Genomic DNA, 14,648 nt, shown 5'->3' with positions numbered 1-14,648 from the left:
TAATCTCACCATCCGCTCTGTCGACCGCGGCTTGCCGAAGGCGCCGCGTCCGGAGCGGCCACGTCAGAGGACGTGCCCAGCACCCGGACCACCCCGGCCGGCTCCCCCGCAGTCAGGAGGAATCCTTGTGAGCGCGAATCTCGACGCACTGGCCCGGCTGCTGCCGCCTCCGCGGGAGCGCGTGGCGGCTCCGCCGTGGGAGCGGTCGAAGGCGGCGTGCGGCTTCGCGTTCCCCTCCGACTACCGGGAATTCGTGGACCGCTACGGCGGCGGGTCGATCCTCGCGGGCGCCGACCGGTGGCCGGTCCAGGTGCTCGCGCCCAGCGCGGTTCCGCCGACCCCCGGCGCTCCCGGCGGCTTCGAGGCGTTCGTGCGGGAGACCGAAGAACTGCCCCTGGGGCACGCGGAGAACGAGTGGGACGGCCCCGCCTATCCGGATCTCCCTGCCGCGGGCGGCCTGCTGGCCTGGGGCCACGACCAGGACGGCGACACCTTCTACTGGTCGACCGAGCACCCCGACCCCGACCGGTGGCCGGTGGTGATGCTGGCCCGCGGCCCCGCGGAGGTCCTGCCCTTCGACGGCGGGATGGTGGAATTCCTGCTGGCCGTCTACAGCGGTGCGCACCCCGCGTCCGCGTGGATGGCGGACCCGGTACTCCGCTGGCGCAGGGAGTCGGACTGGCTCCGGAACACCCCGGCCCGCTAGCCGCCCCGGGCCACGGTGCACGGCCCGTCTGCGGCGAGGGTCAGGGGGTCACCGCGCGGCGTCCGTCCGGTTCCCGAGCACGACCCCGCGCCCGGCGAAGAACCGCTCCAGCGCCGTCCACGAGACGCGGGCGTGCTGCTGCGACCGTCCCGGGAAGCCGGAGGGGTTGTTGAGCTCCACCCCCTCGGCGTCGGCCCCGACCACCAGGACCAGGTGGCCGCCCCTGCCGGGCGGTTCGGTCTCGGGGGTGCGGATGCCCGGATGGACGGAGACCATCACCAGGCGACCGGCGGCGATCTCCTCCCGGATCCCGTCGAAGGCCAGTTCCGGGGCCACCCGCACGGGCAAGCCCCACCGCCGTGTGACATGGTCGGCGAACGGCCGGTAGATCAGCCCCCGCACCCGCTCCCCGTCGCGCACGTACGCGCCCGCGGCCTCCAGCTCCCGCACGAGCGGTACGGACGGGGGCACGTCCAGACCCCAGTGGTCCAGCGCCATCCGCAGGCACGCGACCCCGCACATGCGCCGCGCCCAGAACGCGTACTCCTCGACCGAGTCGGCGCCGGACTTCTGCCACAGCGGATCGTCGGCCGCAGCCCTGGTGCCCGCGACGAACTCGGGCACCAGATCGGCGGACTCCCACTGCGAGTAGTACGGAACGAGCGGCTTTGCCGTGGAGCCTGTCATAGCTCCACAGTCTCGCCCACGGAGCGCCGGACGGATCGGCCGCAGCCCCGTCGAGCCGTGCGATCGCGGCCCGCAGCGTCTCGCCGGAAACGGCCACCCCGCTCACCTCCTGCTCGACGACCCTGCCGTCGGGCGGCTTCCGGCGAAGTGGCCGGACGGCCGACGGGAAGCTGCGGCAGACCCAGCAGGGGCGCGAGGCACTCGTTGGCCTCCGACTCCCCTGTGGTGGCCCACACCAGGTCGCAGGGCAGAACCGGCAGCCTGGGCCCGAAGGCGGGCGTACTCCCTGGCCGAGTCGGGGCCGTACTTCCCCACGGCGGAGCGTCGGCACTCCGGACGGGCGCGGATGCCGTTGATCCCGGTGTTCGCCTGTCTTCCTTCGAGGTGCTCTCGGCCCAGGTCGTGACGGGAGTCTTCGGCTAGTCGGCGGGCGGCGGGCCCAGCGTGTCCCAGGGCGAAGCTGCCCCGTCGGCTGCGCCGAGGCGGGTGGCCGTAGCGGGCCCGTGGTCCGGAGGGGCGTGCTCGGCGGGCGTGGTGCGAGCGGGGGCGTCGGGGTGGGTGTCGAACCAGGTCAGGCCGGCGGGGTCGAGGTGCAGGCGGGCGCGGGTGATGGCGACGTAGGCCAGCCGTGCCTCCTCCGGAGGGATCGGCATCGGCAGTGGCCGGCCCTGGGCGTCCGTCTCCTCGTCGGGGGCGGGCTCGAAGTCGGGGCCGATCCGCACGCAGGGCCATTCGCGGCCCTTGGCCTTGTGGGCGGTGGAGACGACGATCTCCGCGTCGTGCTCCTCCGACAGTTTGCGTACGGCGGCGAGGATGACCTCGACACCGTGTTCGTCGACGATGTCCACGAGCGGCAGCAGGTCCTGGCCGGACGGGTCGAACTCGGCGTACTCCTGCAACTCGCCCCAGGTGCTGAACAGTACGAGTTCGGGGTGGGAGGCGCGCCGGCCGGACTTCAGCTGGCCCGCGGCGATCGCGAGTTCCTCCAGGGCTCCCCCGCCACCGACCAGGGCGACGCGGCGGTTGTCCGCGAGGAGCTGCATCACCGCCAGCATCGCGCCGACGTTCGTCCGGCACAAGATCGCGTCCGGTGAGTCGGCCGGTCCGATGGTCGTGGTGATCGCGGGGGTGCCAGTGAGCCTGATGGGCGATTCCACGAGGGTCAGCCAGCGGTTGGCCTCCTGGGCGAGGGCGGGCCCGAAGCGGAAGGACCGGGAGAGCGCGAGCTGTTCGCCGTCGAAGCCGGTCATGACGTCGCGGGCGCCGCGCCAGGAGTAGATCGCCTGGGCGGAGTCACCGACCATGACGAGCTGGGCGTGCGCGCGCTGGTTGGTGAAGATCTCCTCCAGGACCGGGTTGGTGTCCTGGGCCTCGTCCAGCAGCAGGTAGTCGCCGTGGATGGCCGGCTCGGTGAGGGCCCACATCTTCAGGTAGTGGTCGTGCTCGAAGCGCATCGCGCCGCCCGCCGGGTTCTGCAGGTCCTCCCAGGCCCTGTGGGCGTAGGGGAGGATGAACTGGGCCAGCTGGTGGTGGAGTTCCTCTTCGTGCAGTCCCCGGAGCCTCGGCACGTGGTGCAGCCGAGGAGTGGCGTCGGCGGAGAAGCAGAACCTGCGGACCGTGCGGACCAAGGCATAGGCCAGGCCCTTGTCGGTGACCGTCCGGTCGCCGATCCGCAGCTGGGTTCTCGGTGAGATGCCCAGCTCGGCGGCGCTCCGCCAGGCGGGTTTGCGCGGGGATCGCAGGCGCGATTCGAAGCGGCGGCCGACCTCCGCGTAGGCGAGGGAATGGGCGGTGCGGCAGGACACGTTCGGCGGGAACTTCGCCGCGGCGTCGGCGGCGATGGACTTGTTGAAGGCGATGTAGCGGCCGTGGCGACGATCGGCACGCGCGAGCATCGTCAGCGTCGTGGTCTTCCCGGTGCCGGCGCCCGCCTGCAGCGCGAGGTGCTTCCCCGACCGGAACACCGCCACGGCGACTTCCTGTTCCGGTGTCGGCCGACGAACCGCCGCCCCCGTCCGGTCCGTCGGCGCGGCCCTGCCGGCACCGTGCGGAGCAGCCGTGTCCGACGGCGCAGCCCGCTCGGTGAGTTCGGCAAGCCAGGCAGTTGCGACGTCCGCCACCCTGCGGACCAGATCCAGATCGGCCCCGGCATGACTGCGGATACCGAGCCGGCGGTTGATCTCCGCGTTGACCGCGCCGCGACCGCTTGCGGTCGCACGGGCCAGCTCGTCCACGAGGCGCCGGAGTTCTGCCCGCGGGTTTGAGGAGGCCGGCGGCCCGGCGGATGAACGGCTCAAGGATCCCTCACACAGGCCGAACCACTGGGGGTGGTTCACCGAGAGTATTCGCCTCCCTGCATCTTGTACAGAAGCACCCGGACGGGTCCCGACTGACCGCGGTCGACGCCTGCCGGCGTGACGAGGCTGAGCGCGACGTCATCTTTCCCGAACTTCTGTGCTCCGGCCGCCTCAAAACCTGTTCCGGCCGATCCAGAATTTGGCCGGAGGCGCGCGCAGATTTACTTTCGTGGCGGCTGTAATGGAATTATTCGACCTGCTCCGGCCGCTTCGGCGTGCTACTGTCGTCCCCGTTGCAGTTGTGGTTCCCAGTGCTTCAGGTTTTTCGGCCGGTGTGCGCGCCGCTGAAAAAGACCTGGTAATTCCGGTATTCTCCGGTCGGGGTGATCATCGCGGCGACACGGCATTCGTATCGTGCGGATCCCGGTGCACTGCCCCGAAGGAGAATGACATGAGTTCAGGTACCGTGAAGTGGTTCAATTCGGAAAAGGGCTTCGGCTTCATCGAGCAGGACGGTGGCGGCCCTGACGTGTTCGCCCACTACTCGAACATCGCCGCCCAGGGCTTCCGTGAGCTGCTCGAAGGCCAGAAGGTGACCTTCGACATCGCGCAGGGCCAGAAGGGCCCGACGGCCGAGAACATTGTTCCTGCCTGACGCGTCTGATACGCCTGACGCGCCTGACACACTCGCAGCTGGGGCCCGCATCCTTCGGGGTGCGGGCCCCAGCTGCGTTCGCGCGGCGACACGTCACCCTCATGGCCGCCTTTTCGCAGACGTCTGCGCAGGCCGTACGGGGTCACGTTCCTCTTTCGCGTTCCACCCGGCCAACTCTTGCGATTCTCCGTGCCGCTCATCGCTGCGGAAATTCCTTGACGTGTGCCGTATCAAGGAAGGTTCCCCATGAACCGCACACGTACGAACAGCCGCTCATCCCGCACCCGTGACCGCAACGCCGACGCTGGGAAGGGGATTCGCTTTGGCTCGACGGGCGGGGGCCGTCCTGGCGGTCCGGCCCGTTCGGGTGGCCGCGGATTCGTGCGACCCGCCCGGACGCAGGGCGAGTTCGCCCTCCCCCGGACGATCAGCCCCGCGCTCCCCGCGGTGGAGAGGTTCGCGGACCTCGACATGCCCGGGGCGCTCGTGGCCGCACTCGACGCTCACGGCCTGACCGTGCCCTTCCCGATCCAGGCGGCGACGCTTCCGAACTCCCTCGTCGGCCGCGATGTCCTGGGCCGGGGACGCACCGGCTCGGGGAAGACGCTCGCCTTCGGCCTGGCCCTGCTGGCCCGTACCGCCGGGCGGCGCGCCGAGGCCGGTCAACCGCTCGCGCTGGTCCTCGTACCGACCCGCGAGCTGGCGCAGCAGGTCACCGACGCGCTCGCGCCCTACGCCCGCGCCGTACACCTGCGGCTGGCCACGGTCGTGGGCGGGATGCCGATCGGTCGGCAGACGGCCGCCCTGCGTCATGGCGCGGAGGTCGTCGTCGCGACACCCGGGCGCCTGAAGGACCTGATCGACCGCGGCCACTGCCGACTCGACGAGGTGACCGTCACGGTCCTCGACGAGGCCGACCAGATGACGGACATGGGGTTCATGCCGCAGGTCACCGCCCTGCTCGACCAGGTGCGAGCCGGAGGGCAGCGCATGCTGTTCTCGGCCACCCTGGACCGCAACGTCGACCTGCTCGTGCGCCGCTACCTGCACGACCCCGTGGTGCACTCCGTCGACCCCTCGGCGGGTGCGGTCACGACCATGGAGCACCATGTGCTCCACGTCCACAGCGCCGACAAGGACGCGGCCACCACCGAGATCGCCGCACGCGACGGCCGCGTGATCCTCTTCCTCGACACCAAGCACGCCGTCGACCGCCTGACCGAGCGTCTTCTGAACAGCGGGGTGCGGGCCGCGTCCCTGCACGGCGGGAAGTCGCAGCCCCAGCGCACCCGCACGCTGGCGCACTTCAAAACGGGTCATGTCAGCGTGCTGGTGGCGACCAACGTCGCCGCACGCGGGCTCCACGTCGACGACCTCGATCTCGTCGTCAACGTCGATCCGCCGACCGACCACAAGGACTACCTCCACCGTGGCGGACGCACAGCTCGGGCCGGCGCGTCCGGCAGCGTCGTCACCCTGGTCACGCCCGGCCAGCGCCGCAGCATGGCCCGCTTGATGGCAGAGGCCGGCATCGTTCCGCACACCACACAGGTCCGTGCCAGCGAAGAGGCCCTGCACCGCATCACCGGCGCACAAGCCCCCTCCGGCGTCCCCGTCGTCGTCACCGCGCCGACGGCGGAACCCCGACGCAAGCGCGCCGCCGCCTCGCGCGGCCGACGCCGCCCCGCCCCGGCCGCCGGCCGTACGCCCGCCCGACCGGCCGCATCCGGTGCGGCGGCCTAGAACCGTCGTTGACCAGGGGAGCAGGAAGCCCCTCACCGCCCGCCCCGCCCGCTCCTTCCCTGTGAGGCATCATGCGCTGTGTCATCGCCCGCTTCCCGTTCGACCTGACCAAGAAGGGCGTGCTGGAATCCATGAAGGGCGTCAAGCCCGAGCCGGCCACCGACGACCTCGACCTCGTCGTCATCGGACGACACCACTACCCCGCCAAACAGGTCGGCCAGGTCATCACCCGCCAGGACCGCCGTGACTTCAGCGCCGCCGAAGTCCTGAGGGCCATGACCCGCCTCGGCTTCAGCTGCCGCCCGCGCCCTGCCGCCGGTCCCGCTCCCGTGGCTGACTCCTACCAGCAGGCCTCCGCCATGCTCGGCAGTCAGCAGCCCGTCCCCCTCACCTACGATCACGCGTGAGCCCGGCGGACGGTCGAGCCGCCGTCATGGCCGTCACGCCGCCGGGCCCGGGGCGTGGCGCGGCCCGGTGAATCGCCGCCGGACGGACGGTACCCGGGTCGGCACGTGCCTGCGCCGCCCGGGGCGCTCCGGCTCGTCCGGGAGCCGAGCGAGGATCAGGCCGACGGCTCCGATGGGCCGCGACCTCGGAGTTCTTCGTTGATCCGCTGGGCATCCTCAAGCTGATCCTCAAGGATGATGATGCGGCAGGCCGACTCTATGGGCGTTCCGGCGTCGACGAGTTCGCGAGCCCGGCCGGCGATACGCAGCTGGTAACGGGAGTAGCGGCGGTGACCGCCTTCGGACCGCAGCGGGGTGATCAAGCGGTGTTCACCCAACGCGCGCAGGAAGGCCGGCGTCACGCCGAGCATCTCGGCGGCCCGGCCCATGGTGTAAGCGGGATAGTCGTCGTCGTCGAACTTGTCGGTGGCGCGGGCACTGCTAGGGGGCACAGACCTCTTCTTCCAGGGACGCATCGAGGGGCCCGAGCGCCGACCGGCGCTCGGGCCCCGAGCTTTCAACACCATCTACCGGTTGACTGCACCGGCTTTCTTCTTCCACAGATCCACCCACATGGGTGTATCCGCGAGGATCGCGGTTGCGTGACCGGGGACCACCTTCCAATCCGGGGCCTGCGGTACCCGGGCGGACATCGTCCCGACCCCGGGCGATCCTGATGGCGTTCTGCTCCTTACCTCTTCGATCAACGTGCACTTGCCGACAACGCTACTGCTGTGCGACCACCGGGTCGCTCAGCCCGGCAGCCAGCGAAGGAACCCTCCTGTACCTGGCTCCGCCACTCCGCCGCCGGGCCGCTACCGCGTTGAACTGCTCGCGCGGCAGTTCGTCCCTGCCGCGCCTCACTGACTTTCAGGCTACGTCGAAGACACTAACCCTCCTCGGCGCCAATGTCTACCTCAGCCGCTATAGATTTTCTTCAGTGTCGAACCACCGTATTGTGCACCTCCGAGATAGGGAACGACTCCGTACCGGGCTGAAGTCCTGTACTGAGGGCGGCGGCCTGCGCGGCCGCGACCACGCCGTCGACGCCGCGGTCGCAGAGGCGCCCCGCTGACCTCCGACACCGACGACATGGCAATGCTCTGCGGCAACCGAGTGCGCACGGTCTCCGCGCAGCCGCACCGACCGCGACGGGAAGCCTCCGACTGGAACCCATCCGCACTCCGAACGTCGAAGGGCCCCACCGCGGACGGCGGGGCCCTTCGACGTCGTGCCCGGTGAGGCACTGGCGGAGGATACGAGATTCGAACTCGTGAGGGGTTGCCCCCAACACGCTTTCCAACCGGTCACGAGGGTGTGCGTCACGGGCCGGAGCCGGTCCCACCTGCGTCGAAGCGGGCGGTGTCCCGGTTCTGAACGCCAGCGGACGGGGCTGAATGAGACCAGAACTGAGACCGCTCCGACGAGCTGCCAGCCGCTCCAACAGCGTAATCCCGTCTGCAGAAACCCCGATCGGGTCCTTCTGGCCTAATGCTCTCCCGCAGCGCGACCCCGAGAGCGCAATCACCCTCGGCCGGGTCGCCTACCTCGGCGTCGAGGCGAACTCGCGGTCAAGGTGGCGATCGGTGGCTCCGATTTCTCCACCAGTTCCGGGTACGCCCGGGTGGCGTCGACGAACCCTGGCCACGGTAGGAACTGTTGCAGTACTGGAGGTTGTCCCGTAACTGCCGGTCGCGGGTGAGATGACCTTTTTGCGGCTGGTGTGATCACGGCATCGGAGCCGTCCTGGATAGCCCGTTCATCGGGCTGAACCCGCAGCAGTTCACCAAGCTGGTCGCCGCGCTGCGGCTGAAGGAGCCGATGCGGTCCGCAAGGGCCGGCCTTGTTCGATCCCGTCGGAAGACCGGGTACTGCTGGTGGCTGCGTACCGGCGCACCAACGGCGTCCACCACGCAATGCGCCCGCCTGCACAACCTCGCCCTCGCCGACTGACGGAAACCCCGCTGAGCAACCAGCACACCGAAGATCTAACCTCTAGGGTCTGGCCGGGTACTCGTGCGCCAGCTTCTCAAGCTTCGGAGCGTCCTTCTTTATCCGCGCCCAGGCCCGGTCGAGGAGGGCCGTGCCGGAGGTCGACTCGACGATCACGCCGCAGCGGTGGTTCCTCACGCAGTACGCGAAGTCGTCCATGTCGTCGGGATCCACACTGAAGGTCACCGTTTCGCCGTCCTCGCTGCGCTGGACGTCGCTTACGTTGAACTTGTAGCTGACGACCTTGTCGTAGTTCAGCGCCGACGTGGAGTACCTCCCGTCGGGGCCGCCAGCGCAGCCTCCGACGAGCAAGGTCGCGGTGATGCCGAGCGCGGCCGTGGATAAGGCAACGCTGCTGAGCAACGGCGGGCGGTTCGGTGTGGCGGACAAGGCTCTTCTCCTCTGCGGAATGGCGGTGACGTAGCTTACGTGGCGTTATCTCGACGCGGACGCTGCAGCGTGCCGATGACGCGGCCGGCTGGAAAGGACAGCCGCGCAACCGGCAGCACCCACTCTCGCCACGGGCCCAACCGGCCCGGCAGGTGCAGGCCGCGCGCGGCGGCGTCGCCCGTGACGTGGAGCAGCGCCTCGTGCAACGTGCTCCACTGCCTCACCTGCTCCGGACCGAGGCGACCCTCGGCGGAGTTGGACCAGCCTCCCGACTCCTCGTCCTGGCACGGTCGCAGCCCCCGGCAGAAGTCCACCCAGGGCCGATCCGGACGCGCCCCGGCCTCGTGGTGCAAGTACAGGCAGAGACCGGGGCCGAGCGCCGGGAACGCGACCAGTGCGGCTAGCAGCACCATGCCGGCACGATAGGGGCGGTAGCCGTGCTGGGCGGAACCGGAGGCCGCGTCCTCCGACGCGACCGGGCCCGGAACAGCGGCTTCCGGGGCGGTGGGACGGGGGCCCGCGGTAAGCACCGCATCACCGAACTCGTCCAACTCCGAGCGCTCAGCAAAACCCACGCACTCGGCCGCACCAGGTGTCATTGCGAGGTCGTTCAGGCGGTGGACGCGGCGCAAGGCGCTCAGCAGGCCGTAGCTGTTGGCGAGGCGCTTGACCTGGCGCGGCGTCCTCACCAGCCACGGCGGCCCCAACAGGTCAAGCAGGGCGATCTCGTCCGGGTCCAGCGTCAGCGGGCTCACGCGTTCGGCGGTCCGAAGTGTTCGGACTCGCGGCCCGTAGGGCTCGCCGTCGTCTTCGTCTGCTTCCCCTGCTTCGTCCGCGGCCTGCCCGGCGACTCCCGGGGCCACCGCGCCGGCGCCCTCCCTCTCCGGACCGGAGGCTGGAGTGGTGAGCGGAGCGACCGGCGCGGCCCGCTGCCGCGGAAGGCTGCCGTCCGTGGGCGCGGAACGGGCCGCCTCGTCGGCTGCCGAGCCGACATCGACCGCGGAACGCAGCATCCGCTGGTACCCCTGGCGGTCGAGAGGCGGCAGGGTCAGTACGATCTGGAAGATCTTCTCCAGGTACTGGGCGGGGGTGGACGGCGACGGGTCCTCGGCGTCCGGTGATCGGCCGTACGTCCCGTCAGACGCGTCGCCATACCCGCCCAACATGGCCCGGTGGTGCGCGGCCACCGCCCGCAGCAGCCAGCGCGGGTCGATCGCGACCACGACGACGAAGAGGTCCACGGCGAGTAAGAGGTGGATCACCTCAAGCATCTCGACCACCCGCGCGGGCGGGCAGCGGTCCAGGTCGTCGATGTACAGCACGATTCGGTTGATCCGAGGTAGTTCGTCGCCTGCTTCGTCCCTGTCGGGCCCGGCGCCGCCACCGTCACCCCCGGACGCTGCCGCCCGGGGCCCACCGCGCCGATTACCAACGCGTGGCCCTCCGGCGGCCGGAGCGCCCGGATCGGCCGACTCCGAGGCGGAGACGAGTAGATCCGCCATCCGCTGGAAGTCCTCGCGGATCTGTGTCATCACCCCGAGCCGGCTGCGGTAGTCCGCCGTTGCGGCTCGGTCACCGATCATCCCCGCCAGCTGCCCCGCTGCTGTAACGTTCTGCAACTCTTCACGCAATGCCTTGACTTCAGCCGCCGCAACATCTGCCCTGGTCCGCAGAGAGCTCCGCTGTGCCTCGGCGAACTCGTGCACCGTGTCGAGTACCCCCATGATGTCCTTGCGGTCCTTCCGGTACCGCGTATGCCAGAGGGTCGCCACCGACAGGACGGGCATGCAGAAAGCCAGCACCTTCTTCAGCCCTGACCCCGCCGGCACGGCGAACAAGACTCCCAGGACGATCACGGCAGTGACACTTGCCGTGAGCAGCAGGGCGCGAAGCCCGAGACCGCGCATGTCGTGCGCCAACACGACAAGGCGCCCTTTGACCGTGGCGAAGTCACCGGCCGTCTGACCATACAGCCGGCTGGCCAGGGACTCGCTCCCTACAATCTCCGCGAGACGCCTCCTGCGCTCGGCGGAGAGCCGGTCCCACCGCTCGGGCGTCTGGAGCGCGTGCTCCAGCTTCTCCTGTCGGTCCACCGCCCCTTCGAGGCGCTCGCGAACCTGCCGGTCGGCGACCATGTCCGCGGTCAGCCGCGACATGCTGCGCTGTGCCTCCCGCGGGTCGTCCCCCTTCACAGGCGTGGTGAGTTGGGCGAACAGCTCGGCGACGAGGCTGGCCCACAGAGCGGTCTCCGCGTAGTGCCACGCGTTGAACCTGATCTGGCGCACCCAGCGATACGCCAGCGGGTTGTCCGTGGTGGCCACCGCGTCCACCTGGTGTTGCAGCAGACGCAGGAAGTGGCTCTTGCCCTCCCCCCAGTCGCCGAACAGCCCGACCGCTAGCGGTGGACGGGCCGAGCGCGCGGTGATCAGCTCGGCGAGCGCCCGAGCCTCGTCCGTACGCGCCAGATCGTCGCCCTCCTCAAGCGCGTCCGAACGGTAGCGGGGCAGCCGGGTCACGGAGTGCTCCAGGACGACTTCCCAAAGGCGGACCGATCTGTCCTCGCTGCCGGTTGCCAGCAGTAGTCGGTCGCCGTGCCTTGCCCAGGCCAGCGAGGAGACCGCGCCGGTGTGGCCGGTGAGGGGGGCGCCGAGGGGGACGAGCTGGCCGGCCGCGTCAATCTCCCACAGCCGTGCGCACGCATCGTCACCGGCGGTGGCCAGCAGAAGCCGGTCGCCGTACGAGGCCCAGGCCAGGCAGGAGAGGGCGGCGTCACTCGCGGGGTGCGGGACGCCGAGGGGCTCCAGGCTGCGGCCTTCGGTCAGTGTCCAAAGCAGCACCTTCCCGTCGAAAGCGCCGGCTGCCAGGAACAGGCGGTCGCCACGCGCGGCCCAGGCGACCGAGGAGATCGCGGCGGGGTGGGTGGAGACGAGGCGGCGGCGGGGCGGCCCGGGACCGTTGGAGGCGTCCTCGACCAGCACCTTCCCGTCATGGCCGCCGGTCGCCAGCAGCACGCGGTCGTCGCGGACCGCCCATGCCACCGAGGCGACGGCCGCCTCGTGGGCCAATCTCTGGCCGGTGCGGTGCGGGAAGGAGGAGGAGTTGAAGGTGTCCCACCACGTCAGACCTCCGTCACGACCGCCGACCACCAGGCTGAGGTGATTGCCGAGGCGTGTCCACCGGGCGGTCAGCACGGGGACCGTTCCCGGGGTCAGGGGTCCGCCAAAGGGCCGGAACTGGTCGTCATCCCCCAGCTCCCACGTCCGTACCATCCCGTCACGACTGCTCGACGCCAGCAGCAAGTGCCCCTCGTACTCGGTCCAGTCGACTCCCAGCACGGTGTCGGGTTCCCTGGGTAGCGGCCCTCCGAGCGGGTTGAGGTGATCGCCGGCGGCAACCTCCCACAGTCGTACCAGGTTGTCGTAGCCGCCGGTGGCCAGCAGGAGACGGCCGCGGCGACGCGCCCACGCCAGGCAGGTCAGGGGCGCGCCATGAGCTGACGGCATGGCCGGCAGGGCGATGGCCCGGAGAGTGCGGCCGCCGTCGGGCGACACGGACGGCTCTTCGGGCAGGTCGGGCAGGTCGGGCTCTCCGGACGCATCGTCCGGCCCAGGCACCCCGGCGCCCCCGGGCTCATCGGATAACCCCGCCGTATTTGGCATGGGCAGATGTTAGCTGCGAACTCCGCCCGTTGAAGCTGTATCAGGCCCCCCCGCGAGACCTGTGCTGGTACGTGCTCGCTGCGGGAGAGTGGACGACCCGGCTTCGGTCGAGCACATTGAGGCCGTCCGGATTTGCTGTCCGGGCAGTTCAGCGACAAGCCGTACCTTCCAGCAGCGGAAGAGATGCAGGGCAGCGGCAGTTCGGCCGGAACCGCGCACCAGGCACACCGCACCGTGCGCGCCGCCCTCAACGAGGCCAGGCGCCGCCGCCACCTCACCGAGAACCCGGCCACGATTGCCAAGGCGCCCCGGCTTGTGGAGGAAGAGGTGGTGCCTTACACGGTCGAGGAGGTGCAGCACCTCCTGGAGGTGGCCAACTGCGAGCGGAACGCGGCTCGCTGGGTCATCGCCCTGGCGCTGGGCCTTCGCCAGGGCGAGGTCCTCGTGCTCAAGTGGACGGACGTCGACTTCGAGCTGGGGGTCCTCGTCGTTCACCGAGGCCGGCTGCGGCCCCGCTATCAGCACGGCTGCGGCGACACCTGCGGCCGCAAGCCCGGTTACTGCCCGCAGAAGATCAACATCCGCCGCGAGACCAAGGAGACCAAGTCCCGTGCCGGACGGCGCCCCGTCGGTGTCCCCGACGAGCTGATAAAGCTCCTCGCACAGCATCGCGATGAGCAGACCCAAGACACGCATTCTGGTCCGCGACCTCTGGGTGGAGAAGGGCTACGTCTTCACCTCGCCGACCGGCGAACCGCTCAACCCCAACACGGACCACCACAAGTGGAAGGAGTTGTTGGAGACCGCCGGCCTCCGCGACGGGCGTCTGCACGGTGCCCGCCACACCGCGGGCACCATCCTGCTCATCCCCGGCGTCCCCGACAACGTTGTGGACGCGATCGGTCAGTCAGCGCGCATGCGCCGCCGCTACCAGCACCTGACCAACCGCGTGCTCACTGATACGGCCAGTAAGGTCGGTGGCCTGCTGTGGCCCTTGGCTGAGAAGCCGCCCGGCGACTGACGCGGGCCCCAGTTCGGCGATGGGTCGGCCCGTACGCATCTGGCTTCGGGTCGACCCTTTCGAACTGACGGCGTGCGCCACGGATGTCCTAGTCTTCGGCGCTCTGCGATTCGCCCTGCCCGGAGGTGAAGGGCCGACCGTCCTGATCCGCGACGACGGCCTGCGATGCAGGCTGAATCTCGACCCGCAGCATGGGCCATGCCATGGGGTCGCCTCGGCCATCGACGTAGAGCATGTGGCGCACATGTGCGCCCACGAGAAAGTCCTTCTCCGCGAGGTCGCGGATGTTGTGCTCCAGCGTTTTCTCCGCGTCCCGGTTCTCCCGCACGCTGTGGAGCTCCGGGGCGATGTCCAGGTAGTCCCGGAGGAGGTCCAAGAACTCAACGATCAGCGACTCGTCATCGTCAGGGAGGCCGTCGGGCATGGCGTACTCGAACGTCACGCTCGTCTTGATCATGTTCCACAGGGGGTTGCCACGAGTGATCAGTGCCAGCACCCGGGGCTGCGGGAAGGCTGGATCGGGGACGAGCCTTGGGCCGCCAGCAGCCTTCTCGTCCAACGAGCGACGGACCCAAGCAGCGTGCTGCTCCTTGATCTCTCTGAGTCGCTCGACCGTGAAGTGGTTCGGCTGGTCATCGATCTGCTTGTGGTGCTTGCTGCACAACAGCAGCAGATTCGTATGGCTGTTCCTGGAGTCGTCGTCTAGGTTCGCCGCCCGTGGACCGCCCTGGGAACGGGCCACGATGTGTGCTTCCTCACCGAAAACGGACGGATCGTCGCAGTCTGTTCCTGGGGTGATCACTTCGCCGCGGCAGATTGCACATCTCCCACCGGCTTCAGCCCACACGATCTTGCGCGTTTTCTCGGAGACCCCCATGCGTGGCACCTTGCCAGAGCGCCCGGGTCGACGCAGGAGAACCGGACCGGTCCCCCTGCGCGAAGGGGCTCGTCGAAACTGCCGCCCAGACGCTGTCCACCACCATGGCGCTGAACGCCCCCGCGTCCGCGTCCGCCACCGCCGCCCCCGTCGTCCTGGCCGCGACCTCCGCCGC

Annotated in this window: 12 protein-coding genes and 1 pseudogene; 6 read left to right on the top strand and 7 right to left on the bottom strand. The window is 69.9% G+C overall.

Annotated features, from left to right (window positions below):
* The first annotated feature begins 127 nt into the window (after positions 1 to 127).
* Positions 128 to 706: a hypothetical protein gene (locus ACWERV_RS10715; RefSeq protein ID WP_452931299.1), complete on the top strand. Its 579-nt coding sequence runs from the start codon at positions 128 to 130 to the stop codon at positions 704 to 706.
* Between the two features lie 48 nt (positions 707 to 754).
* Here ACWERV_RS10715 and ACWERV_RS10710 read toward each other — a convergent pair whose 3' ends face one another.
* Positions 755 to 1,393 carry a C39 family peptidase gene (locus ACWERV_RS10710; RefSeq protein ID WP_452931296.1) on the bottom strand — a complete coding sequence of 213 codons (639 nt, stop codon included), beginning with the start codon at positions 1,391 to 1,393 and terminating at the stop codon, positions 755 to 757.
* 419 nt (positions 1,394 to 1,812) lie between these two features.
* Positions 1,813 to 3,363: a UvrD-helicase domain-containing protein gene (locus ACWERV_RS10705; protein WP_452931293.1), complete on the bottom strand. Its 1,551-nt coding sequence runs from the start codon at positions 3,361 to 3,363 to the stop codon at positions 1,813 to 1,815.
* 778 nt (positions 3,364 to 4,141) lie between these two features.
* Here ACWERV_RS10705 and ACWERV_RS10700 point away from each other — a divergent pair.
* The 3 genes from ACWERV_RS10700 to ACWERV_RS10690 all read left to right on the top strand — a co-directional run bounded on the left by ACWERV_RS10700 (position 4,142) and on the right by ACWERV_RS10690 (position 6,495).
* The gene (locus tag ACWERV_RS10700; RefSeq protein WP_452931290.1) at positions 4,142 to 4,345 is read left to right on the top strand and encodes a cold-shock protein; all 204 of its coding nucleotides are present in this window, start codon (positions 4,142 to 4,144) and stop codon (positions 4,343 to 4,345) included.
* A 246-nt stretch (positions 4,346 to 4,591) separates the two neighbouring features.
* The gene (locus ACWERV_RS10695) at positions 4,592 to 6,088 is read left to right on the top strand and encodes a DEAD/DEAH box helicase (protein WP_452931287.1); all 1,497 of its coding nucleotides are present in this window, start codon (positions 4,592 to 4,594) and stop codon (positions 6,086 to 6,088) included.
* A 71-nt stretch (positions 6,089 to 6,159) separates the two neighbouring features.
* Positions 6,160 to 6,495, top strand: coding sequence for an SCO5918 family protein (locus ACWERV_RS10690; RefSeq protein ID WP_398175408.1), 336 nt, complete (start codon positions 6,160 to 6,162; stop codon positions 6,493 to 6,495).
* Positions 6,496 to 6,650: 155 nt separating this feature from the next.
* On the opposite strand, the gene ACWERV_RS10685 is transcribed toward ACWERV_RS10690, so the two are convergent.
* Positions 6,651 to 6,986 (bottom strand): MerR family transcriptional regulator, encoded by a 336-nt coding sequence (locus tag ACWERV_RS10685; RefSeq protein WP_398175410.1) that lies wholly within the window; start codon positions 6,984 to 6,986, stop codon positions 6,651 to 6,653.
* Positions 6,987 to 8,257: 1,271 nt separating this feature from the next.
* On the opposite strand from ACWERV_RS10685, the pseudogene ACWERV_RS10680 reads away from it, so the two are divergent.
* Positions 8,258 to 8,459, top strand: a pseudogene (locus ACWERV_RS10680) (IS5/IS1182 family transposase); the annotation flags it as partial.
* Positions 8,460 to 8,529: 70 nt separating this feature from the next.
* Here ACWERV_RS10680 and ACWERV_RS10675 read toward each other — a convergent pair.
* Genes ACWERV_RS10675 through ACWERV_RS10665 form a run of 3 tightly spaced genes read right to left on the bottom strand, consistent with a single transcriptional unit; the run spans position 8,530 to position 13,262 of the window.
* Positions 8,530 to 8,916, bottom strand: coding sequence for a hypothetical protein (locus ACWERV_RS10675; RefSeq protein WP_452931590.1), 387 nt, complete (start codon positions 8,914 to 8,916; stop codon positions 8,530 to 8,532).
* Positions 8,917 to 8,951: 35 nt separating this feature from the next.
* Complete coding sequence (locus ACWERV_RS10670; protein ID WP_452931283.1) at positions 8,952 to 12,575, bottom strand: P-loop NTPase fold protein; 3,624 nt, start codon at positions 12,573 to 12,575, stop codon at positions 8,952 to 8,954.
* Positions 12,576 to 12,584: 9 nt separating this feature from the next.
* Positions 12,585 to 13,262: a hypothetical protein gene (locus ACWERV_RS10665; RefSeq protein ID WP_452931280.1), complete on the bottom strand. Its 678-nt coding sequence runs from the start codon at positions 13,260 to 13,262 to the stop codon at positions 12,585 to 12,587.
* Here ACWERV_RS10665 and ACWERV_RS10660 point away from each other — a divergent pair.
* Positions 13,249 to 13,596: a tyrosine-type recombinase/integrase gene (locus ACWERV_RS10660; RefSeq protein ID WP_452931278.1), complete on the top strand. Its 348-nt coding sequence runs from the start codon at positions 13,249 to 13,251 to the stop codon at positions 13,594 to 13,596. The genes ACWERV_RS10665 and ACWERV_RS10660 overlap by 14 nt on opposite strands.
* 88 nt (positions 13,597 to 13,684) lie before the next feature.
* Here the strand turns inward: ACWERV_RS10660 and ACWERV_RS10655 are convergent, their stop codons facing one another.
* Positions 13,685 to 14,473, bottom strand: a complete 789-nt coding sequence (locus tag ACWERV_RS10655) for an HNH endonuclease (RefSeq protein WP_452931276.1) — start codon at positions 14,471 to 14,473, stop codon at positions 13,685 to 13,687.
* Between the last annotated feature and the right edge of the window lie 175 nt (positions 14,474 to 14,648).

The organism is Streptomyces sp. NPDC004031 (assembly GCF_053604375.1).
The sequence above is the reverse complement of the archived record's forward strand: the minus strand, read 5'-3'. Positions and strand labels throughout refer to the sequence as shown.